Here is a 21,669-nt window from a genome sequence, read left to right as displayed (position 1 = left end):
GTCGGCGACGTCCGGGCAATGCACGCGCCCGGACACGGCATCAGATCAGTTGCCGCTCCTGCAGGGAAACGCCTTGCCGAGGCCGAGCGACACCGCGGTGCTCGCGTTGTAGTCGGCCAGCTTCGGATTTTCCGCGATGTACTTGCGCACCGCGTCGGTCATCTGCTGCGCGCGGATATCGGGCGGCAGGCAAAAATACTGGCCGACACGCGGCCCCGTGGTGCCGCCGATCGCGTCGATGGTGTTGTAGACGCCGTCGGCGGCGCCTTCGATATAGGCCGCGCACGACGCTCGCGACTTGACGTCCGTCTTCGCGCACAGCCGGTCGAGATCCGCGCCCGTGAAAGCCGCCGCCGACAACGGCACGGCAAACGCCGCGGCACAAAACATTGCGCGCAACATGGTGTTCCTTATGTCAATGCGGCCCGAGACCGCCTGCTGCGTTGGCCGGCGCGGCGCCGGGCGCCCTGCTCCGGCCGGAATCCGGCCGGGCGGGCACCGTCTGCCGCACCAAAAACCGTCATTTTGCACTCTTTTGCGCGTCTGCCGGCGCCGACGCGCCGATGCGCACCGTCCGCTTGCTCAGGATCGCGATCGCGTCCGGCGCGTTGTAGTGCTTCGCGAACTCGAGCGCGGTGATGCCGAGCTGGTTCTTCACCTGCGGATCGGCACCCTGGTCGAGCAGCAGCGTGACCGTCGACGCATGGTTGCCGCGTGCTGCCATCATCAGCGGCGTCGTGCCGTTCGGCGATGCGGTATCGATATATGCGTCGTGATCGAGCAGCAGCTTGACGACCGCGTCCTGGCCGTTGGTTGCCGCGTAGTGCAGCGGCGCCCAGCCCTTCTTGCTGACTTCCGCACCCTTGTCGATCAGCAGCTTGGCAAGGCCGACATCGCCGTTCAGCGACGCGAGCATCAGCGCGTTCTCGCCGGCCTTGTCGGTCTTCTCGAGGTCGACGTTCGGCGTCGTGGCGATCGCCGCCGCGACCTTGTCGGACTTCTCGCGCGCGGCGATCACCAGCAGCGGGTCGCCGTTCGGTGCGAGCGTGTTCGGATCGAGGCCGTTCTTCAGTTGCTTGCCGATATCGGCGATGTCGTCGAACTTGACCGCCTTGACGATCGCGTCGAGCGACTCGGCATGCGCGCCGGCGGCGGCGAACAGGCCGCTCGCGACCAGCGCGGCGGCGACGAGTACGCGTTTGGGCAGATGATTGGTCGGCTTCGTCATTGTTGTGGGCTCCTTCCCTGGGTTGTCGGCTGTGTGCGCGTCGTTAGCGGGCGATCTTGAACAGCCGGAAAAAGTTCTGCGTCGTCGCATCGGCCAGCGCCTCGACGGCGATCCCGCGCTCGGATGCGATAAAGCGTCCGACATGGCTGACGTACGCAGGTTCATTCGGCTTGCCGCGATAAGGCACCGGCGCGAGGTACGGCGAATCGGTCTCGATCAGCAGCCGGTCGAGCGGCACGCGCCGCGCGACGTCCTGCACGTCGGTCGCACTCTTGAACGTGACGATGCCCGACAGCGAGATATGGAAGTTCTGCGCGAGCGCCTGCTCGGCGACGGGCCACGGCTCGGTGAAACAGTGCATCACGCCGCCCGGCACGTCCGCGCGCTCCTCGGCCATGATCCGCAGCGTGTCCTCCGACGACGAGCGCGTATGGATGATCAGCGGCTTCATCGTCGCGGTCGCCGCGCGGATGTGCGTGCGAAAGCGTTCGCGCTGCCATTCCATGTCGGCGATCGAGCGGCCTTCGAGGCGGTAGTAGTCGAGGCCCGTCTCGCCGATCGCGACGACCTTCGGGTGCGCGGCCAGCTCGACGAGCTCCGCGAGCGTCGGCTCGCGCGCGTCCTCGTGATCGGGATGCACGCCGACCGACGCATAGACGTTATCGTGCGCGCCCGCGATCGCCAGGACCTCCGGCAGCGTCTCGAAATCGACGGACACGCACAGCGCGTGCGTGACGTCGTGTTCGCGCATGTTCTCGAGAACGGCCGGCAGGCGGTCGGCCAGGCCCTTGAAATTGATATGGCAATGAGAGTCGACGAACATCGTGTTTCCTGAATACGTAAGGCGGGCGCTCATGCGCTCGCCGGCGTGCCGCAACGGGCGGCGTTCGCGGGCCGGCCGGCCACGGTCGCGTCGCGGCGTGAGCCGGTCATCGTTTCAAAACCCGCAAGAAACAATGCCGGATCACGCGAACATTTCCCGATATCCGAGAAACAATTCCTCGAATACGAGCCGCGCGTTGAGCGGATGGTTCTCGACTGTCCGCTGCCGCGTCACGGCCTTCATGAAGCGCGCGAACGCGTTCGCGTCGACCGATTCCGCGCAGCGCGCGAGCGCCGCCGCGTGCATCGGGAAGTAGCGCGGCGTGCCCGCCATCCGCTGTGCGAGCAGATCGTACAGCCAGCGCTGCAGCCAGCCGAGCACCAGCGGCACCGGCAGCTTCTGCAACGTCTCGCCGCACGCGAACGGGTCGCATGCCGCACCGGCCGCGAGCTGCCCGAGCGTGTAATCGCGCAGCGGGCGGTTCTCGTCGCTCGCGAGCGCCAGCGCGGCGAGCGGCGCGCCGCCGACTTCGGCGAGCAGCGCGCTCGCATGGTCGACGCCCTGCGCCGCGAGCCAGGCCGCGGCCGCGTCGGGCGCCGGCACGGTCATCGGCCACTGCCGGCAGCGGCTGATGATGGTCGGCAGCAGGCGGTCGATGCGTGCCGACACGAGCAGGAACACGACGCCGGACGGCGGCTCCTCCAGCGTTTTCAGCAACGCGTTCGACGCGGCGACGTTGAGCGCCTCGGCCGGATACAGCACGACGACGCGCGCGCCGCCGCGGTGCGAACCGACCCCGCAGAAGTCGAGCAGCGCGCGCACTTGCTCGATCTTGATTTCCTTGCTCGGCGCACGCGTCTTCTTGCCGCCTTCGTCCGCGTCGGCCGGCTTTGCATCGTCCGCGGCGCCCGGCGCCTCGCCCGCCAGCGCCTCGGGCAGCACGATCCGGTAATCCGGATGGTTGCCCTGCGAGAACCAGGTGCAGGCCGCGCAGGCGCCGCACGGCTCGCCGTTCGGCTGCGGCGATTCGCACAGGAAGCCTTGCGCGAGATGCTGCGCGAACTGCAGCTTGCCGATTCCGGCCTGGCCATGCAGCAGAAGCGCATGCGGCCATTGCGCGCGCAGTTGCTGCAGGCGGTTCCAGTCGTCGGTCTGCCACGGATAGATCATGTGGTGCGTTCCTTGCGAATTTACAGCGCGGCGAGCACGCGTTCGAGCTGCCGGCGGATCTCGGGAATCGACTGCGTCGCGTCGACGATCGCGAAGCGGTGCGGCGCTTCTTCCGCACGCCGCAGGTACTCGCCGCGCGTGCGCGTGAAGAACGCGTCGGACTCGCTTTCGAACTTGTCGGGCATGCGCGCGGCGCCGCGGCGCTCGCTCGCGACCTGCGGCGCGACATCGAACAGCACCGTGAGGTCGGGCTGGAAACCGCCCTGCACCCAGCGCTCGAGCGTCTCGAGCTTGTCGCGCGGCAGCCCGCGGCCGCCGCCCTGGTACGCGAACGTCGCGTCGGTAAAACGATCGGACACGACCCAGTCGCCGCGCGCGAGTGCCGGCTCGATCACGAGCGCGAGATGCTCGCGGCGCGCGGCGAACATCAGCAGCGCTTCCGTCTCGAGATCCATCGGCTGGTTCAGCAGGATCTCGCGCAGTTTCTCGCCGAGTTGCGTGCCGCCCGGCTCGCGGGTGACGACGACTTGCCGGCCGGCCGCGGCCAGCTTGCCCTGGAGGCGTTCGCAGAACCATTGCAGGTGGGTGGTCTTCCCCGCCCCGTCGATGCCTTCGAACGTGATGAATTTACCGCTCGCCATTATTGACCTCGTATGTACTTGTCCACGGCCTTGTTGTGGTCGCCGAGCGTGTCCGAGAACACGCTCGTGCCGTCGCCCTTCGCGACGAAATAGAGCGCGCTCGTCGGGGCCGGATTGATCGCCGCCTGCAGCGCGGCCACGCCCGGCAACGCGATCGGCGTCGGCGGCAGCCCGCGTCGGGTGTAGGTATTGTAAGGAGTGTCGGCCTGCAGGTCGCGCTTGCGCAGGCGCCCGTCGTACGCGTCGCCGAGCCCGTAGATCACCGACGGATCGGTCTGCAGCGGCATGCCGATGCGCAGCCGGTTCGCGAACACGGCCGCGACGAACGCGCGGTCGGCCGCGTGGCCCGTTTCCTTCTCGACGATCGATGCGATCGTCAGCATTTCGTAAGACGTCTTGTACGGCAGGCCCGGCACGCGCGCCGCCCAGGCCTCGTCGATGCGCGTCTGCATCAGATGGTACGCGCGGAGGTAGATGTTCAGGTCGCTCGTGCCCTTGTCGAACAGATACGTATCCGGGAAGAACAGCCCCTCGCCGCTGCCGCGCTGCACCGCGTTGTCCGGCGCGCCGATCGCGCGCAACAGCTCGGCGTCGCTCATGCCGGCCGTCGAGTGCGCAAGATCGGGGTTCGCGTCGAGTTCCGCGCGCATCCGCTTGAAGGTCCAGCCTTCGATGACCGTCGCGACGTACTCGTTCACGTCGCCGCGCGCGATCTTCTGCAGGATCTCGTAAGGCGTGATGCCGGTCTTGAATTCGTAGTTGCCGGACTTGAGCCGGCTCGACAGCCCGAGCACGCGCGTGATCGCGACGAAACCGAGCGGCTCGACCGGCACGCCGCCGCGCCGGAGCTGCAGCGCGACACTCTTCACGCTGCTGCGCGGCTTGATCGTGACGTCGAGCGATGCCGAGCCCAGCAACAGCGGCCGGTTTGCCCAGTAATACCCGCCGCCCGCGCCGGCAGCGGCCACGACGACGGCCAGCGCCACGATCGTCGCGGCGCATTTCTTCAGTAGGGACATGGAAACGTGACTCAGGTAAGACCCATATAATACTTGCTCGCCTCCGTCAAAGTCAGGGTTGACTGTTCCCTCATTCCATGAGCACACCGTTCGCTTCACCGGCTGCCCAGGCCGCATCTGCCTCGCTCCCCGTTTTCCCCCGCCCGTCCGATGCCGATTTCGACGCGCCGGGCGCCTGCATGCCGCTTCCGCAATTCGGCGTGATCGACGTGGCCGGCGACGACGCCGCGACGTTCCTGCACAGCCAGCTCACCAACGACATCGAGCACCTCGATGCCGCGAGCGCGCGGCTGTCCGGCTATTGCTCGGCGAAGGGGCGCCTCCTCGGCTCGTTCCTCACGTGGCGTGCCGGCCACGGCGTGCGCCTGCTCGTGTCGAAGGACGTACAGCCCGCCGTGCAGAAGCGGCTGTCGATGTTCGTGCTGCGCGCGAAGGCGAAGCTCACCGACGCGAGCGACGCGCTTGCGGTGGTCGGCTTCGCGGGCGACGTGCGCGACGCGCTGTCGGGCATTTTCGATGCGCTGCCGGACGGCGTGCACGTGAAGGTCGACGGGCCGGCCGGCGCGCTGATCCGCGTGCCCGATGCGGCCGGCCGCAAGCGCTACCTGTGGATCGGCCCGCGCGCGGAAGTCGACGCGCGCCTCGCTGCGCTCGCCGGCACGCTGCCGGTCGTGTCGCCGGCCGTGTGGGACTGGCTCGACGTTCGCGCGGGCGAGCCGCGCATCACGCAGCCGGCCGTCGAACAGTTCGTACCGCAGATGGTCAATTTCGACGTGATCGGCGCCGTTAACTTTCGCAAAGGGTGCTACCCGGGCCAGGAAGTGGTCGCGCGCAGCCAGTATCGCGGCACGATCAAGCGCCGCACCGCGCTCGCGCACGTCGCCGGCGAGACCGATACCGTGCATGCCGGCGTCGAGCTGTTCCACAGCGACGATCCCGGCCAGCCGTGCGGGATGATCGTCAACGCGGCGGCCGCGCCCGCGGGCGGCGTCGACGCGCTCGTCGAGATCAAGCTCGCCGCGCTCGACAACGGCACCGTGCACCTCGGTTCGGCCGACGGTCCGGTACTCGCGTTCGACGCGCTGCCGTACGCATGGCCGACGGAAGCGTGACGCACTGACAACCCGTTCGCGCGCCGGCTCGCGAGTCGCAGCCGGCGCCCGATGTTTCCTGCGAGAGATTCGCCCGATGTGTCTGATTGCCTTCGACTGGCAGCCCGATGTCGCCGCCGGTCCCGTCTTTACCCTCACCGCCAACCGCGACGAGTTCTTTCGCCGCACGAGCGCGCCGCTCACGTGGTGGGAGGACGTGCCGGGCGTACTGGCCGGCCGCGATCTCGAAGCGGGCGGCACGTGGCTCGGCGTATCGCGCGACGGCCGTTTCGCCGCGCTGACGAACTACCGTGCGCCGTTCGACATCCGTGCGGGCGCGCCGACCCGCGGCAAGCTCGTGTCCGATTTCCTCCGCGGTCCGTCCGTCGCGCCGCTCGATTATCTCGGGCAGCTTGCCGAGCACGCGGCCGTGTACAACGGCTTCAACCTGCTCGTCGGCGACTGGACGCGGCGCGAACTCGCGTGGTTCTGCAACCGCGCGCCCGAGGGCGAAAGCAGTGTCGCCGCGCCCGTCGCGATCACGCCCGGCGTGCATGCACTGTCGAATGCGCGACTCGATACGCCCTGGCCGAAAGTGGTGCGCAAGCGTGCGGAGCTCGGCACGCTGCTCACCGACAATCCGACCCCGTCGCTCGACGAACTGATCGCGCTGATGCGCGACCCGCATGTCGCGGACGACGACGCGCTGCCGCACACGGGCATTCCGGTCGAGCGCGAGCGCGCGCTGTCGGCCGCGTTCATCGAGACGCCCGAGTACGGCACGCGCGGCACGACCGCGCTGCGCGTCACGCTGAAGGAAGGCGTACGGCTGACGGTCGAGATCAAGGAGCGCTGCGACGACGACGGCTCGCACCGCACCGTCCGCCCGGGCAGTTTCGAACGCGCATTCACGTTCGACCTCGACACGACGCGGCCGCGCTGAACGCGCGTGCCCCGCGCTACGGCGCGCGCGTCATCTCGACGTGCGGCACGCCGGCTTCGACGAACGGTTCGCCGACCGCCGCGAAGCCGTGCCGCAGATAGAACGGCACCGCCGAACCCTGCGCGTAGAGCCGCACGGCGGTTTCGCCGCGACGCCGCGCGGCATCGAGCAGTGCGTTCAGCACGGCTGACCCGGCGCCCTGCCCGCGCACGTCGGCCAGCACCGCGACGCGGCCGATCGTGCCGGACGGCAGCAGCCTCCCCGTCGCGATCGCGCGGCGTATTCCTGTCGCCGCATCGACCCGGTATGCAACCGCATGGAGCGACAGCGGATCGTCGTCGTCGAGTTCCCATTCCGGCGGAATCTGCTGCTCGCGCACGAACACCGCGTCGCGGATCCGCGCAGCGTCGCCGCCCAGTACCGTCCAGTCGCCCGTTTCCACCACGCCGTCCGTCATCGCTGCCCTCCATGCGGCGCGCACGCCGTCAAGCACCCGCCGTCAAACGTCGTCGAATGCAGCCTTCAGCGCCGCGACCGCGTCGGCATGTGCGGCCCGTACCTCGGGCACGTAGCCGCCCATCTTGAAGAATTCGTGGATCATCCCCGGATAGCAGACCAGCGTGACCGCGTTGCCCGCCGCACGCAACTTGTCCGCATACGCGGCGCCCTCGTCGCTCAGCGGATCGTACTCGGCCGTCGCGATCCACGCCGGCGCGACGCCCGCGAACGACGGCGCACCGCGCGTGCCGTCGAGCGGCGCGAAGCGCCAGTCGTCGCGGTCCGCCCGATCGCGCACGTATTGCGTGAAGAACCACTGGATCGTGTCCTGCGACAGCAGGTAGCCGTTCGCGAGCCGCGCGTGCGAATCGGTGTCCTGGTAGCCCGTCACGCCCGGATAGATCAGCATCTGCAGCGCCAGGCGAATGCCCGCATCGCGCGCGAGCACCGCGCAGACGGTCGCGAGCGTGCCGCCCGCGCTGTCGCCGCCGACCGCCAGCCGCGCGGCGTCGATGCCGAACGCGGCGGCCTCCCGATACAGCCACCGCAATGCGTCGTCCGCGTCGTTCACCGCGGTCGGGAACCGGTGTTCGGGCGCGAGCCGATAGCCGACCGACAGCACCGCGCATTGCGCCTCGTGCGCAAACATCCGGCACAGCGCGTCGTGCGTGTCGACGCTGCCGACCGTGAAGCCGCCGCCATGGTAGTAGACGAGCGCGGGCAGCGGCTCCGCGAGGCTCGGCGCGACCGGCAGGTACAGCCGCGCGCCGATCGTGCGTCCGTCGCGCGTCGGCACGACGCATTCCTCGACCGAATGCATCGCCGCCGGCGCGACGTCGAGAATCGGCGCGCTCTTCTCGTACGCGGCACGCGCCTGCTGCGGCGTCTGGTGGTGATAGGACGGACGTTTCGCGCGCTCGATCATGTCGAGCACCTGGGCGATCTTCGGATTCAGCGGCATCGGTGAGGACGGCGCCGGTGCGGCGCCGTGAACGGACAAGCGGACATGATGCCACGCCCGCGTCGGGCGGGCGCGACGCGCGGTGCACCGGAATCCCGTGCCGAAAAACAAGACGGCCCTGCCTCGAAGAGACAGGGCCGCGCAGCCGGGCGCCTACGCGTCGCTCGGGCCGGGTTGCGCGTCCGGTGCCGTGCGCGAGCGTTGCCGCTTGATGTCGCGGCCCACCGCGAGCCGCCGCATGTACTTGAACGTGCCGAGCGCCTTCGCGACGAAGTTGCCGTCGCTGTCGCGCACTTCGCCTTCGCAATAGGCCATCGTCGTCGAGCGATGCATCACGCGACCGTAAGCGCGCAATTCGCCGCGGCCCGGCTGCATGAAGTTCACCTTCATCTCGACCGTGACGACACCGATGCCGTCGTCGGTCAGGCTGCGTGCCGCCATCGCGAGCGCGATGTCCGCAAGCGTCATCGTCACGCCGCCGTGCGCGATGCTCCACGTATTCATGTGCCGCTCTTCGAGCGGCAGCACGATCTCGCTCGCACCGTCCTTCGCGGACACGAGTTGCACGCCAAGCAGGTCGACGAACGGGCTTTCGATCGACGGGCCTTCCGTCGGGGATGCCGCGTCGCTCATCGTACGCTGTCGACGACGTAGTCGACGCACTCGCGCGATTCGGCCACCGCGACGACGAATTTCTTCACTTCCTGGTGAACCGGGTGCACCTGGTACGCGTCGAGCGCGGCCTTGTCCGTGAAATCGGACACGAGCACGATGTCGGAAGTCGCGTCGAGGCCCGGCGTCGCCAAGCCGACGTCGATCTGCAGGATGCCCGGCACGAGGTCGCGGCAGCCTTCGAGCTTTTCCTTCAGCTTCAGTGCATTCTGTGCGCGCGTCGCGCCTTCCGCCGATTCCTTCAACTTCCACATGACAATATGCCTAATCACTTCGTTCGCTCCAGTTCGTGTTGGTTCGTGAATTCTGCCGAAACCCTTACCAGTTGGGCGTTCTACGCCCTTCCACCGTTCGCTGACGTTCGCCGGAAATCGTGTCCAGCCGAGAAAAAAGGGGGTATAAAAGGGGGTATCATTTCGACCATCCAGAGACGATACCCCCTTTTTCACCGTGCCACTTACCGACATCAAGATCCGACAAGCGAAGGCAGGCAACAAGCCTACCAAACTTACCGACGGCAATGGACTGTATCTGTTGGTGAAGCCGTCCGGCTCCAAGCTCTGGCGATACAAGTACAGAATTGCTGGGAAGGAGAATCTCTTCGCGATCGGCGAATATCCCAACATCAGCCTTCAAGACGCCCGCGCGGTACGCGATGATGCCCGTGAACTCGTCAAGAAGGGACTGCACCCGTCCCATGCGCGACAGGAAGTCCTGTCGGCGCGTATCAACGAAGGCAAAGCAACTTTTCGAGCAGTCAGCGACGAGTGGTTGGAGAAGAAGCGGAAGACGTGGACTGAGCGACACTTTGGCGAGATTCTGCGCATGCTCGAAGCCGATGCGTACCCGTACATTGGGAACCGGCCCATGCGCTCTGTTACCGCTCACGATGTGCTTGCTTTGATGCGCCGGGTCGAAGAGCGTGGCTCCCCTTCCGTAGCAATCAAACTGCGCCAGTACGTATCCAACGTGTTCCAGTATGCGGTGATCACGCTCCGGGCAGATACTGACCCCGCGTCCGTGTTGCGTGGATCAGTCCTGAAGCCTCCGACAGAGAATGCACGACCGTTGAGTCGCGAAGAACTGAAGAGGCTCTTTCGACAGCTTCCGACCTACAAGAGCAGACGAACCGCGCTTGCGATTCGATTGCTGATGATGCTATTTCCGAGAACGATCGAGCTTTGCCGGGCGCGATGGGAAGAAATCGACCTAGGGACCGCAGAATGGAAGGTGCCCCCGGAAAAAATCAAATCTCGACGTCTACACATCGTTCCGCTTCCCAAGCAAGCGCTGGGACTGCTGCGCGAGTTGCAGGAGATGTATGGAAATCGCGGGTATATCTTGCCAATTCTTCATAGCAATCGAAAGCGTCCACACATGAGTCGCGCAACGATCAATCGGGCGATCGACTACATGGTTCCGGACAACCCCGAACCGATAACGGGCCATGACTTTCGAGCAACTGCGTCGACCAACCTCCATGAAATGGGATGGAAGGACGAGGTCGTTGAAATGCAGTTGTCGCATAAAGACAAGGACAGGACTCGTTCGACGTACAACCATGCCAAATACTTGCCGGAACGTCGGGAGATGATGCGAACGTGGGCAAACTGGCTCGAGGAAGTCGAGAAAGAGGCACTTCAAGAAGGAGGTACGGCAAGCGCACCTAGCAAGGACCGATGATGCTGCTGTACCCGCCGCACCGCAACAGCCCACGTAAGCGTTGAGTTCCTGATGTTACAAACGCCCCCGATCATCGCACCAGCTCACAACCGGTAGAGCTTGCGAACTCGGCTCGGTCGACATGATCCTGGGCGGATCGTCCGTCGTACGCACGACGACACACGACCTCCGAACACAAACAGTTCGATATCGCCTCCTGATTCGATATCATGCGTGGAATCCGAGGCACCGCCTCGTCAAACGAAGCTGAGAAAGCAAGCTGAATGCCAAATCAAAACGAACAATCTCTGGGCGCGGGGATCACGCCGTTTCTCAAGTGGGCCGGGGGTAAGCGCTGGCTGGCGCAGACGTGCCTAGAACTGTTTCCGCAGACTTACGGGACTTATTTCGAACCGTTCCTTGGCGGCGGCGCAATGTTCTTCAAGCTCCGTCCTCACAAGGCGGTGCTGGCTGACATGAACCGCGAGCTAATTGAAACATACTCAGCGATAGCCGAAAACTACCAATCTGTCCATCGGCGCATTCGCAAGTACCATGACATGCACTCAGTAGAACAATACTACTCGGTGCGCGCCCTAGCCCCACGCAATCGTAACGATTTGGCCGCCCGGTTTATTTATTTAAACCGCACCTGCTGGAATGGACTCTACAGAGTCAATAAGAATGGTCAGTTTAACGTTCCGATTGGGACGAAGAGCAACGTATTACTTGATACAGATGACTGGCCGACAGTCTCGGCAGCGCTAAGGCAGGCAAAATTACTTGTTTCAGATTTTGAGCCAATCATTGATCAAGCAAAAAGAAATGACATTGTGTTTGCCGATCCACCCTACACGGTAAAACACAACAACAACGGCTTTATCAAATACAACGAGAATATTTTTGCGTGGCAAGATCAAGTCCGTCTGCGAGACGCACTTTTGCGAGCCAAGAAGCGCGGGGCACATATTTTTTGCACGAATGCCGACCACAGTTCTATTCGAGAAATATATGAGGAGCAGTTCACCGTTACAAGCGTTGCGCGAGGAAGCGTAATTTCGGGGAAAGCAGATGGCCGAGGGAAAACTTCGGAATTGCTTATTACCGCCTGAACCTAATATCAAATATATGAGCACATCGACCAAAAATAAACTGGGGAAATTTCTCGAACTTAGAAAGAAAATTCCAATTTTCGGACATATCTTCGAGTGTCGACTGAAAGACTTCTGGGATTCCGTCGTCGAATATTCGAATACCCTCCTTTGGTCAACAATGCCATTTTGGTTAGGCGCACTCATACTTTTTTATCAAAAACAGAACGGCAATAGAAGTTTAATTGACACATTCACCGGCACATTCAGTAACGGCGAACTTCTGGTTTTCACCATCGGTGCAGTCACCCCGATTACATATCTAACATTACTAGAAGACCCGAAAGGCTCATTTCCGCATCGCCTCTCGCTCGGCACGCTTGCGATGTTTCTCATAGTAATTTGTGCATCGCTTTTTGCATTACAGAAAAGCCAAGTCGGCACAAAGGGAAATCTTGTCTACTATTCATCCCTCGTTTTTGCCGCAATAGCGATTACACTGCGATATGTGTCAATCCTCTACAATAAAACAAAATTTCCAGTAACCACGGAAAACGATCTTGTTGCAAATGGGCAAAAATTCGTTCACGATTTTATGATGGCCACAGACGTAACGGTATCGGAGCATCCGGTAGCTGCACCATCAACTGGTCAAGATGATTTCGACCGTCGGTTCGGGGATGCCACCGGCGGCAATCCCGCTAACGGTCGTTGACGCGAGAGGCTTGCCATATGATCACCGAATCCGAAAAAGAACTGGTCTTGCCTTGCCTCCGCCTAAAGCAACCCATGGGCGAATTCTATGTATGCAAAATTTCCGCTAAAGATCTTTGCGATATCACGTATTTCGATATTCGCCAGATGCTTGGCGATAGAGAAATGGACACTTACATCGGAATTCAACGGAAAATCGATCCATCACGAGTTGTTGGACTGCAGTCATACGTCAACACGATGGATGCATGTTTTCCGACGTCAATCGTTCTTTCGGTAGACGAACAGTGTGCCGTATATAACGATGGAACATCTACACTCACCCTCAAAAATGATCCAGATCCCGAAGACGAGGGTGGCCAAACTCTCTATCGAGGGATCGCAAAAGTAATTGATGGCCAACATCGGATCGAAGGACTGCGGGGGCTTGTCGACGGCCAATTTGAATTGACGGTTAGCATCTTTGTCGGCCTTGACGTCGAAGACCAGGCATATATATTCTCAACGGTTAATCTTGCACAAACAAAAGTAAACAAAAGCCTTGTTTACGATTTATTTGATTTTTCGAAATTCAGAAGCCCGCAACGCACTTGCCACAATATCGTAATCGCACTTGACCGGCGAGAGGGCGGGCCATTCTATCGTCGGATTAAACGGCTCGGTAGTGCTACGGCTGGTCGTCACGGCGAAACGTTGACGCAAGCTACGTTTGTTGAGGCGATTATGCCTTTCGTTTCGTCACAACCCGCACTTGATCGGGATCGAATAAAACGAAATCTTCCACTCCCACGTGCGGAAGGTACGGAAAACACGAAGCTTATATTTCGCAATCTCTTTGTGGATGAAAAAGATATCGATATTGGCGTAATTCTATTCAATTACTTTACCGCCGTGAGCTTACGCTGGCCCAATTCTTGGAATTCGACGGAACGTGGCAACATACTTAACAAGACAAACGGCTTCAAAGCACTTATGAGCTTCCTGAGACGAGTCTATGTTTCACTTCGTCACAAGAGCGTAGTTCCGACAGTGGAAATGTTCTCAGAAATTTTCGACAGAATGGATCTGCAAGATGGTGAATTCACCACCGAACACTATCCTCCGGGCACAAGCGGCGAAAGTGAGCTACGGAAAACACTCTTAGCTCAATCGAAATTGGACGAGAATTTTTCGCCACGTCAGCCAAACCTCATTTAACCAGGCCGACATCCGCTATACGCGTTCAGCAACTTGGGGCCCGACAATTACGTGGGGCCCCAAGTTACTTTGGCGCAGTCGTCATCAGTCGCGGAGGGAACAACTGCAGCATCGCGCGCGCGGCTTCAACGTTCTTCGTGTGTAGCCATTCGTCATAGTCGGCAGGCCGCAATATGACCACCGACCGCTTTTCGTCGCCGGGCTTGTGCATACGCCCCATGACAGCATGTCCGTCCGCGTTGACGGTCATCATGGTCATACCGACCAGAGTCCGGCCGTCATCACCATCGTAGCGCCGCCAGATGCCGGCGACGCAATACGATTGCCAATCTGTTAGTCCGATCCGTTGCCAGACATTCCGGCCGGTCTCGTAACAAGGCTCGTATATCCACCGGACCGGGATCAAGCAGCGCTGACCAGATCGCCACGCTTTGCCGTATAGCCGCGACTCGCCGACCGTTTCTGAACGCGCATTGACCGTGTCGAGCTTTCTCCGCTTCTTCCCATTGTCGTCGACACGCTCAGGTTGCATGAACTTCGGCCAGAACCCGAACACGGCCTTCACGACGCCAAAGCCGTCCCCGTCCGCCCATGCGATCGGCGCCGCATAGTCCGGGTACACATCCGGCTCCCAAGGGTCGCGACGGTACAGATCGCCGATACCGATCTTCAGCTCGTTGATGCCTGGATCTTCGTCTGGCGCTTTGTAGTTTGTGCACAAGGTTCACATCCTCTACTCGTTCGAGATGCCAGAGTTCGCCTCGTCAAAATCCGGGTCCGGCGGAAATGTAATCTGGTCCATCGGCATGACCGGGCCGCTCAACCACTCGTCCAGCGCCGTACAGATGATGCCGTAGTAAAAGTCGTCGAATCCGGAGCCTTCGGGCTGGCCCGCTGCGTCAGGGAACAAGCCTCGACCTACCTCGACCTGATGCTCGCAGAAGCCGTATTTCCCCATGACGACATCCTTGCTCAAATCACTGTAGCAACGGGCGCTATACGACACGACGCTGATCGACATGAGGCTGATGATCTCGTATTTGGCATCCGCGATACACATCTCAACGAATGCCCTTTGCACCGCTGTCATGGGTCGTGACATGCCCCCTCCATCCGATGGACTGGCTTCTACCGATCTTACTGCGCTGTCCGTCGCTCCCTATTTTTGAGACTTGACGGCACCATCTTGGCACGCGATAAACTGTATATCCATACAGTGTTACCCGCGCATCATGATACTGCCCCCATTCGATCCGCCACAGTTCGACGCGATGTCGACGTGGTGGCGCACGTGCACGTATGCCGACGTCCACCGGCTGATTCTCGAAGTGCTACACCTGCGAATCACGCTGCGCGAGATGGGCACCCTTACCGGCGATGCTACGCGCATGATCGCGTACCTCGAACGGGCCGACGAGTTGAAATACGCGGCACCGTTGCGCCGCTTGTCGATCAAGATCGACAAGGAGATCACGCGAGCAGGCAGGATGGGGAACCCGCGCGCATCCGTTGCACCGTTCTCCGACGAGTGGCGCGCCCGCGAAGCCATGAAATGCCAGCTCCATGACGCCCCCGGAGAACCAGATCCCGGCTCCGACAAGGCAACGAAGTTGCCTGAGTTCCAGCGACTGACATGGGAGGAATTGCGCGACGCGTGGAGCGTGGCCAACTTCAAGAAAAGTCGCACGCTGACGCTTGAACAGCGCTTTGTGCTGGAAGTCGTGCATGTCCGCCGAACGCTGCGACTCATGGAGAAAATGGTCTGCGCTGCCGAACTGGAATTGAAGAAGAACGGCTATCCCGACTCGTTCGCGCTCGACCAGCTCCGCCGCATGATCGACGGCGCTCGCTTCGATTGACAATAGTTGACTGACTGCCAGTGAGCCAACGGTCAGCCGTTCTCCCGGAAATGGTAAATTCATACGAAAACCACACCTACGAGAGAACATATGGCCCGAGCCATGATCTGCGTCGGCGACACGACGACGCACGGTGGCCGCGTGCTGGAGGGCAGCGCGACCGCGACCATTGACGGAAAGCCCATTGCCGGTGTCGGGCACAAGGTACTTTGCCCGCAGTGCAAGGGGGTCTTTCCGATCCTGCCCGCCACCGGACGACAATACTCGAACACCTTTGATGGGCGAGAAACAGCCATCGAGGGCATGAAGACCGCGTGCGGGGCGACACTGATCGCCTCGCAGTCGTCCGCGACGCTCGACGACGTCGGATCTGGAGAAGCGTCGACTGGCGGCGCAGTTGCTGCCGTCGCTGCCACTGCAGCAGCGCTCGCACCCTCGCCGACGCTCTGTCTCGAATGCCTGAAAGCTGCGGCCGAGAACGCCGCGACGATGATCGCGCGCGGGTAGTACATGACAGAAAACTCGATCGAAGCGTTCTTCTTCAAGCGGCAACAGCAGTTGACCATGCAGGTGCATCTCTACGCACTTGTCGACGGTCTGCTTTACGCGGACGCGGCCAATGGGTCAACGCCTCAACGATCACGGTCGGCTGTAGCCGTATTCGACAGCACGCCTGACGCGTCGCTCGCCGACGCAGGGCCTTGGCTTTTCGACTACGCAGGTGCGGCCGGCAACACCCGGCGGATTCTTTCCGCAATGGCCAGCAGGCCGACGGGCGTGTCCTGGCTGATCAGCGCCTATCCGATTGAATCGCTCGCTGACGAGCTGCGCAGCCGCCTCGACGTACGCTTGCCGGACGGAAGCACAGCCCTGCTCCGCTTCTACGATGCCCGCATCATGGCCGACATGGCGTCGCTGATGGAATCCACGCAGCGCATGCGGTTCTTCGTCTCGACATTCGACTGGCTCGTCGAAGTGAATGGAAAACTGAAGGGAGTGCACCCGCATGCTTGAACTGACAAGCGAACAGGTCGCTGGCCTTGCCGAGATCGACGCGCGCGGGTACGTCGAGCGCGTCCGACAGGATCTCGTCAAAGCCGATCCGAAACTTGCCGATGACAGCACGCTGTCCGCGCGGCTCTGGAACGCATACGTTGCAGCTCGACAGCTTGGCATTCGCGTCGACGAAAACGTCGAAGCGTTTCTCCACGTCGAAGCATATGCACCGAGTTTCTATACGAAGCCGGCGACACGTACATGGCTCACCCGCCCTGGACGATCGCCAGACGAACGCTTTCACGACTATTTCCGCGTCATGAAATGGCGCATCGAACATCCGGAATACGACAGGAGATCACCCGATGGCGGGATTCGCGGTACCGATAATCGAAGCAGCAGCGGCGGAGCTTGGGCCGGTATTGGCGCGAGCTGGCGTCGCCTTGTTGGGCGGACTGGGGCTGGCGGGGACGGCGAGCCTGTCTAGCGATACGCCGAAGGACGAGAGCAAGGCCAAGACGGACGCCAAGGCCGTGCCGCGTACCGGAGAGAAATGCAAGAAGTGTCCGCCGGAAGAATCTGGACAGCCTTTACGAAGAAACCATCACATGTCGGCACATGCTCGCACGTACCAAGGCCGCATCACCGGGCGGCCGTATAACGTCGACGAGGGGTGGAGCGAGGAATGGGTGTGGCTCGGAACTGATTTCGACGGATTCGTGCCCGCCGAGTGCTTGCTGCAAGAAGCAAAATCACTTTACGCCAAGTTTTTAGAGCGCAACAAATACGGCGAACTTCAGCCGCGTGAATGGTTCGACGGTCACGAAGACCTTCAGAATGCCTTGATCCGGCAAGCGAAAAAGGTGAACGCAAACCCTCCAGCTCGCCTGAAATGGTACTTTGAAGAAGCTGATACGCAGGAGTTCATGCTTCCCTACTTGACCACCTACCGAGTACAGTCGGTCGTGCAACCGTAATCCGAGACGAATATGGACTTCAGGCTTCAATTCAAGGACGCAACGCTCGATCCGATGAACTTCGAGCTGGCACTATCACGCATTCAAGTCGTGACGACCGAGCTGGCCCAGATCGACCCAAAGTTTAGCCGCTGGTACGCACGCGGGAAAAGCCGCGACGAGGCGTTGCTCTACCCCGCGTTCGAAGACGGGGCACCATCAACCGCAATCCAAGCCGTACTGAAGCATAAGTTCGCAGCAGATCCAACGACAACATATGTGGCGTTATGGGACGGCAACGAAGGCGACGCGCGCGGCGCGACCCTCGCATGCCATCTCAATGAGGCAGGCACTTATAATTCGTTTGAGCTATCGATGTCGGACTCGGCAGTCCTCGACAATCTCGATGTGGTGCTCAGAATCGTTCGCTCCATCGTTACGGCGTTCGACCCGGCCTACGTCACGGTCTCCCCGCGAAGCTACGTGGCAAAGCAAGTTTTCGACGACAAACCCGGCGTCGGCTGGATGCTTTACCTGCCAACTGTCATAACACAGCAGCAGGTTCCTGAGGCCCGCGAGATTGTTCCAGTCCCGGAGGCCGGCAAGGCCCAGACTGGCACAATCATCGTCAGCACAATCGATGCTCCGTTCTCGATGCAGAATCCCGAGCACATCGAGACGGCAAATCGCATCGAGGTCCGGCTCGTCGACCAAGATCTCCTGCCAGCATTCGCCGACTTGTAAGCGCGATGCCGGCGCAATAGTCCGCGCCGGCATCATCGGTTAGAACAGCCCCACAGGCTGCGCAGCGTCATCCCAACTGAAGATGATCAGCTCGTTTCGTTCGGCAGCCCTCCCTCCCCCGCCTACGGTGTACTGGATCGGCACGGTCTCGATGTGAAACCCGTCGAACACACGCCGAATATCGGGATGGTCGTTGAGGCTCACGATCGCGCGCCCCTTGATCGACCGCAGACGCTGCGCCATCTTCTCGTACTCCGAGAACGGAAACGCCACGCCGTACCCTTCCGTCTCGTAATACGGCGGATCCAAATAGAACAGCGTGTGCGGCCGATCATAGCGATCGATGCACGCAGCCCAATCCAGACGCTCGATGAACGAGTTTGCGAGCCGCAGGTGGGCCGCTGACAGATCCTCCTCAATGCGCAGCAGGTTCAGACCGGGCGGCGTTGTCGTCGCCGTGCCGAACGACTGCCCCTCCAGCTTCGCCCCAAAGCAACTTTTCTGAAGGTAGTAGAACCGTGCCGCACGCTGGATATCGGTGAGCGTTTCCGGGATCGTGTGCTTGAGCCATTCGAACACCTGCCGGCTCGTCAGCGCCCACTTGAATTGCCGCACGAACTCCTCCAGGTGGTGCTGCACGACGCGGTATAGGTTGATCAGCTCGCCGTTCACGTCGTTGACGACTTCGACCTTTGCCGGCGGACGCATGAAATACAGCGCGGCCCCGCCCGCGAACACCTCGACATAGCAGTCGTGCGCAGGAAAACGCGGGATGATGTGATCTGCCAGACGGCGCTTGCCGCCGATCCAAGGAATGATGGGATTTGCCATTGTGAAAGCCGTTTTTAAACTTGGTGTAGAATCCGGCCCGCCTACGTAGGTAAGCAGGGCCTTGGCTGATTCACTGGCGTAGACAGTGGAAAGGCGACCGGGTCAATGCGCGAACATTTCCCCGGTCGCCCTGTTTCTTTCGAGACCACCCGGCCTCGATCGCCGCTCTATCGCGGCGGATTGGTTTGTGTGTCGGCGGTCAACGCGTCGTAACTACGCTCGCACTGCTGGCCGGCGATACCTCGCTCGTCAGCGATCCTCGCCAGCTCTCCCGCGCGCTCGTCAGCCCGGCCGAACACGTCGGCAAGCAGATCGAGGGCGTCGCCGGCTGTCGTGCTTCCGGCCGAAGCGCCGGCACGCCGGACGTCGGCAACGAGCGCGGCGACTTGCCGGCGCAACCCATCAGCAGCTCCATCAGCAGCAGCGGCATCAGCCACCGCTTGATCACGTTCTTTCGCAGCATCGGTTGCGATCTCCTGTTGTGCCCCCAATCGGCGGCGAAACTCGTTACGCTCGTTCACAAGGTCGTCGATCTGCCTCGCCTGATCCGCAACCTTCGCGGACTGGTCAGCGTCACGATGCCCCTTGAAATATCCGCAGGCCGAGCCGGCAATGACGCCGGCAACGACGAGCAGCCAGATACGCGGATCGATCCAGGTCATGCGATCACCTCCCCGCCGGCCGCGCGATACGCGGTCAGCAAATGCTCGATGTCGTTCTCATGCTGACCGTACCCGGCCCCCGGCAGACTGGCCCACACCTTCGACACCTTCGCGACGGCTTCTCGAAACCGCCCGACATCGATCAACGGTAACGCTCCATGCTCGCGAAGCTGCTGCAGCGCGTACCGATCCTGCGACACCGGCGCGAAGTCCGGCAGCTTCATTTGCGCCTGATAGATCCGCCACCAGCGCGTGAGGATCTGGTAACGGCCGGCCGCCGTCGACGGAACGCGGATCTGCCGGTTGAGGACGTTCGGATGCGTCGCGTAGCTCGAAAACAGCAGAGGCCGCGATGCAGTCGACCCGACCAGCACGTTGTACCCGTCGTCCGACTTCGCGAGCAGCGCCGAGCTGATCTCGCTTACCGCGATTGCATCGAGAAACGCCACGCGGTTCTTTCCGCCTGCGGCGGCAACACTGATTCGCGCCATCGTCACTTCCCCCCAAACACACGCTTTGCATTTCGACGCAGCAGCACCTCGAGGTACTGCGACCCCACAATGCCGAGCGCGCTCCCCAGACCGAGCAGCGCAATCGGCGGCAGATCCGGGATCTGCAGCAGCGCAATGCCGGCCACCATCGACGTCGCCGATCCGAGCATGGCCCGGCCTGCAACGAGCCGAAAAGTCAGTTGCTCCCCGCCTACCAACACCTTCGCGATGCCGATCAATCCGCCCATGATGATCAGCTCCAGAATCGTCTTTTCGTGGTCTTGCATCGGTTCCCCTTCCCGATAAAAAGAAAGGCCGCCACGGTTGCCCGTGAGCGGCCTGTAAATAGGATGCGCGACGCGTTACTGCGGCGCCGGCACCACCAGAGTGATTTTCTTGCCCGACTTCTTCTTGTGCCCGACCTTCGCCTTCCCCTTGTTCCCTCCGTTCAATGAGACGACCGTGATCCACCCGCGCGACGCGAACGTGTGTTCGACCGACTCGATCAGAAACTCGCCGTCCACACCGGTCTTGAACCCCTTCAGCGCGACCGTCTTTTCCGCCGACAGATCTGCTCGGCCGCGCATCGTCAGCCGACTCGTCGACGTATGGCGGTTGAGCGTCGCCAGTCGCGACGTCGCACCGGCCTTCGCGGCTTCCGGACTGGCGAACGCATGCCGTTCGGTATGCACCGCGGACGCACCTGGCGGGGCATCCGGATTCGGGATCGTCAGATCGATCTTCTTCCCCGTCTTGCGGTCGTGCACCTTCGTGCGAACGGCCGCAAAGCTCGCGCGATCCGGGAAGTTGATGTCGTAGTCGAGCAGATCGCCGGGCGTGAGCGTTACGATCGGCAGCGGCTTGCCGCTCGCGCTCTTACCAGCGCCGCGAGGCAGCACGATCAGCTTGCCGGCCTTGACCGTCGCCGTCGCGCCGTAGAGGCGAGCAACGCGCGTGATGAAGTGCAGATCGCTTTCGCCAAACTGGTCGATACGCGGCACGACGACGTCGACGTCACACGCGGCCGACCACTTGTTGCGACGCGCAACGTCGCCAACGATGTCGGCCAGCTTCGCATTCGACCAGCTCCCATTTCGCTGCGTTTTCGACGTCGCGCGCATGTTCGCCGGCTTGCCCTTGATCACAACGCTGGCCGGCGGCCCACGCACACCGACCTCGTCGACGGCATACTCGCCGAGCATCGACAGCCCCTGCCCCTCCCATCCGATCGACACCTTCAACGTCGCGCCCTTCGGAGGAAACTCGATGCGGCCGTCGCGATCGTCGAGCGTGATCGTGCATTCATCTGCGTCTAGACCGGGTTTGTCGATCGCCCGAATCTCGAGCACGCGATCCTGAATGACCTTGGTCACGTCCGAGCCGTTCGCGACGACCTGAAAGATCGCTTCCATCGCACCTC

Annotated in this window: 29 protein-coding genes; 12 read left to right on the top strand and 17 right to left on the bottom strand. The window is 61.9% G+C overall.

What is annotated here, in order from left to right; all coding sequences use genetic code 11:
- Positions 1-45: 45 nt before the first annotated feature.
- From BFF94_RS09085 to mltG, 6 genes are all read right to left on the bottom strand, one after another.
- A complete protein-coding gene (locus BFF94_RS09085) occupies positions 46-402 on the bottom strand; it encodes a Rap1a/Tai family immunity protein (protein WP_006485939.1) in 357 nt (118 codons plus the stop codon).
- 118 nt (positions 403-520) lie between these two features.
- On the bottom strand, positions 521-1,228 hold the full coding sequence (locus tag BFF94_RS09080; protein ID WP_128842005.1) for an ankyrin repeat domain-containing protein: 708 nt from the start codon (positions 1,226-1,228) through the stop codon (positions 521-523).
- Positions 1,229-1,271: 43 nt separating this feature from the next.
- Complete coding sequence (locus BFF94_RS09075; RefSeq protein WP_128842006.1) at positions 1,272-2,051, bottom strand: TatD family hydrolase; 780 nt, start codon at positions 2,049-2,051, stop codon at positions 1,272-1,274.
- Positions 2,052-2,192: 141 nt separating this feature from the next.
- Positions 2,193-3,221, bottom strand: a complete 1,029-nt coding sequence (locus tag BFF94_RS09070) for a DNA polymerase III subunit delta' (protein ID WP_219139222.1) — start codon at positions 3,219-3,221, stop codon at positions 2,193-2,195.
- Between the two features lie 20 nt (positions 3,222-3,241).
- Positions 3,242-3,862: a dTMP kinase gene (tmk, locus tag BFF94_RS09065; RefSeq protein WP_034181217.1), complete on the bottom strand. Its 621-nt coding sequence runs from the start codon at positions 3,860-3,862 to the stop codon at positions 3,242-3,244.
- Entirely contained in the window at positions 3,862-4,881 is a 1,020-nt protein-coding gene (gene mltG, locus BFF94_RS09060; RefSeq protein WP_128842831.1) for an endolytic transglycosylase MltG, read from the bottom strand. Before mltG ends, tmk begins: the two co-directional genes overlap by 1 nt.
- 77 nt (positions 4,882-4,958) lie before the next feature.
- On the opposite strand from mltG, the gene ygfZ reads away from it, so the two are divergent.
- Both ygfZ and BFF94_RS09050 read left to right on the top strand, forming a co-directional pair.
- Positions 4,959-5,993 (top strand): CAF17-like 4Fe-4S cluster assembly/insertion protein YgfZ, encoded by a 1,035-nt coding sequence (gene ygfZ / locus BFF94_RS09055; RefSeq protein WP_219139221.1) that lies wholly within the window; start codon positions 4,959-4,961, stop codon positions 5,991-5,993.
- A 76-nt stretch (positions 5,994-6,069) separates the two neighbouring features.
- Positions 6,070-6,915 carry an NRDE family protein gene (locus tag BFF94_RS09050; RefSeq protein WP_128842832.1) on the top strand — a complete coding sequence of 282 codons (846 nt, stop codon included), beginning with the start codon at positions 6,070-6,072 and terminating at the stop codon, positions 6,913-6,915.
- 16 nt (positions 6,916-6,931) lie between these two features.
- Here the strand turns inward: BFF94_RS09050 and BFF94_RS09045 are convergent, their stop codons facing one another.
- From BFF94_RS09045 to BFF94_RS09030, 4 genes are all read right to left on the bottom strand, one after another.
- Positions 6,932-7,372, bottom strand: a complete 441-nt coding sequence (locus BFF94_RS09045; protein WP_128842833.1) for a GNAT family N-acetyltransferase — start codon at positions 7,370-7,372, stop codon at positions 6,932-6,934.
- A gap of 42 nt (positions 7,373-7,414) precedes the next feature.
- Positions 7,415-8,374 (bottom strand): alpha/beta hydrolase, encoded by a 960-nt coding sequence (locus tag BFF94_RS09040; RefSeq protein ID WP_128842834.1) that lies wholly within the window; start codon positions 8,372-8,374, stop codon positions 7,415-7,417.
- Between the two features lie 153 nt (positions 8,375-8,527).
- On the bottom strand, positions 8,528-9,007 hold the full coding sequence (locus BFF94_RS09035) for a PaaI family thioesterase (RefSeq protein WP_128842835.1): 480 nt from the start codon (positions 9,005-9,007) through the stop codon (positions 8,528-8,530).
- Complete coding sequence (locus BFF94_RS09030) at positions 9,004-9,318, bottom strand: Dabb family protein (RefSeq protein WP_128842836.1); 315 nt, start codon at positions 9,316-9,318, stop codon at positions 9,004-9,006. The genes BFF94_RS09035 and BFF94_RS09030 overlap by 4 nt, the downstream gene beginning before the upstream one ends.
- Before the next feature lie 178 nt (positions 9,319-9,496).
- Here BFF94_RS09030 and BFF94_RS09025 point away from each other — a divergent pair, with 178 nt between their 5' ends.
- The 4 genes from BFF94_RS09025 to BFF94_RS09010 all read left to right on the top strand — a co-directional run bounded on the left by BFF94_RS09025 (position 9,497) and on the right by BFF94_RS09010 (position 13,710).
- Positions 9,497-10,729, top strand: a complete 1,233-nt coding sequence (locus BFF94_RS09025) for a tyrosine-type recombinase/integrase (protein ID WP_128842837.1) — start codon at positions 9,497-9,499, stop codon at positions 10,727-10,729.
- A 263-nt stretch (positions 10,730-10,992) separates the two neighbouring features.
- Complete coding sequence (locus BFF94_RS09020; protein ID WP_128842838.1) at positions 10,993-11,820, top strand: DNA adenine methylase; 828 nt, start codon at positions 10,993-10,995, stop codon at positions 11,818-11,820.
- Positions 11,821-11,836: 16 nt separating this feature from the next.
- On the top strand, positions 11,837-12,514 hold the full coding sequence (locus BFF94_RS09015; protein WP_128842839.1) for a hypothetical protein: 678 nt from the start codon (positions 11,837-11,839) through the stop codon (positions 12,512-12,514).
- 17 nt (positions 12,515-12,531) lie between these two features.
- A complete protein-coding gene (locus BFF94_RS09010) occupies positions 12,532-13,710 on the top strand; it encodes a DGQHR domain-containing protein (RefSeq protein ID WP_128842840.1) in 1,179 nt (392 codons plus the stop codon).
- 64 nt (positions 13,711-13,774) lie between these two features.
- Here the strand turns inward: BFF94_RS09010 and BFF94_RS09005 are convergent, their stop codons facing one another.
- Together BFF94_RS09005 and BFF94_RS09000 are read right to left on the bottom strand one after the other, a co-directional pair.
- Complete coding sequence (locus BFF94_RS09005; protein ID WP_128842841.1) at positions 13,775-14,431, bottom strand: SOS response-associated peptidase family protein; 657 nt, start codon at positions 14,429-14,431, stop codon at positions 13,775-13,777.
- Between the two features lie 12 nt (positions 14,432-14,443).
- Entirely contained in the window at positions 14,444-14,812 is a 369-nt protein-coding gene (locus BFF94_RS09000; protein ID WP_128842842.1) for a hypothetical protein, read from the bottom strand.
- A 130-nt stretch (positions 14,813-14,942) separates the two neighbouring features.
- On the opposite strand from BFF94_RS09000, the gene BFF94_RS08995 reads away from it, so the two are divergent.
- From BFF94_RS08995 to BFF94_RS08970, 6 genes are all read left to right on the top strand, one after another.
- Positions 14,943-15,569 (top strand): hypothetical protein, encoded by a 627-nt coding sequence (locus BFF94_RS08995; protein WP_219139220.1) that lies wholly within the window; start codon positions 14,943-14,945, stop codon positions 15,567-15,569.
- Positions 15,570-15,659: 90 nt separating this feature from the next.
- Entirely contained in the window at positions 15,660-16,076 is a 417-nt protein-coding gene (locus BFF94_RS08990) for a PAAR domain-containing protein (protein ID WP_128842844.1), read from the top strand.
- A gap of 3 nt (positions 16,077-16,079) precedes the next feature.
- Positions 16,080-16,583, top strand: coding sequence for a DUF4123 domain-containing protein (locus tag BFF94_RS08985; RefSeq protein ID WP_128842845.1), 504 nt, complete (start codon positions 16,080-16,082; stop codon positions 16,581-16,583).
- A complete protein-coding gene (locus BFF94_RS08980; RefSeq protein ID WP_246637253.1) occupies positions 16,576-17,052 on the top strand; it encodes a hypothetical protein in 477 nt (158 codons plus the stop codon). Before BFF94_RS08985 ends, BFF94_RS08980 begins: the two co-directional genes overlap by 8 nt.
- Positions 17,009-17,542, top strand: a complete 534-nt coding sequence (locus BFF94_RS08975) for a restriction endonuclease fold toxin 5 domain-containing protein (RefSeq protein ID WP_246637252.1) — start codon at positions 17,009-17,011, stop codon at positions 17,540-17,542. Before BFF94_RS08980 ends, BFF94_RS08975 begins: the two co-directional genes overlap by 44 nt.
- Positions 17,543-17,554: 12 nt before the next feature.
- Entirely contained in the window at positions 17,555-18,265 is a 711-nt protein-coding gene (locus tag BFF94_RS08970; RefSeq protein ID WP_128842846.1) for an immunity 52 family protein, read from the top strand.
- A 39-nt stretch (positions 18,266-18,304) separates the two neighbouring features.
- Here the strand turns inward: BFF94_RS08970 and BFF94_RS08965 are convergent, their stop codons facing one another.
- The 5 genes from BFF94_RS08965 to BFF94_RS08945 form a co-directional block, all read right to left on the bottom strand.
- The gene (locus tag BFF94_RS08965) at positions 18,305-19,096 is read right to left on the bottom strand and encodes a DNA adenine methylase (protein ID WP_128842847.1); all 792 of its coding nucleotides are present in this window, start codon (positions 19,094-19,096) and stop codon (positions 18,305-18,307) included.
- 167 nt (positions 19,097-19,263) lie between these two features.
- The gene (locus tag BFF94_RS08960) at positions 19,264-19,758 is read right to left on the bottom strand and encodes a DUF2514 family protein (RefSeq protein ID WP_128842848.1); all 495 of its coding nucleotides are present in this window, start codon (positions 19,756-19,758) and stop codon (positions 19,264-19,266) included.
- Positions 19,755-20,249, bottom strand: coding sequence for a glycoside hydrolase family 24 protein (locus BFF94_RS08955; protein ID WP_128842849.1), 495 nt, complete (start codon positions 20,247-20,249; stop codon positions 19,755-19,757). The genes BFF94_RS08960 and BFF94_RS08955 overlap by 4 nt, the downstream gene beginning before the upstream one ends.
- A gap of 2 nt (positions 20,250-20,251) precedes the next feature.
- Complete coding sequence (locus tag BFF94_RS08950) at positions 20,252-20,536, bottom strand: phage holin family protein (protein ID WP_124616770.1); 285 nt, start codon at positions 20,534-20,536, stop codon at positions 20,252-20,254.
- A gap of 75 nt (positions 20,537-20,611) precedes the next feature.
- Complete coding sequence (locus tag BFF94_RS08945; RefSeq protein WP_124647115.1) at positions 20,612-21,661, bottom strand: phage late control D family protein; 1,050 nt, start codon at positions 21,659-21,661, stop codon at positions 20,612-20,614.
- Positions 21,662-21,669: the final 8 nt, after the last annotated feature.

Origin of the sequence: Burkholderia catarinensis, from assembly GCF_001883705.2 — a bacterium.
GTDB classification, from domain to species: Bacteria; Pseudomonadota; Gammaproteobacteria; order Burkholderiales; family Burkholderiaceae; genus Burkholderia; species Burkholderia catarinensis.
Note: the sequence above shows the minus strand (reverse complement) of the source record. Positions and strands in the feature narration are given on the sequence as shown.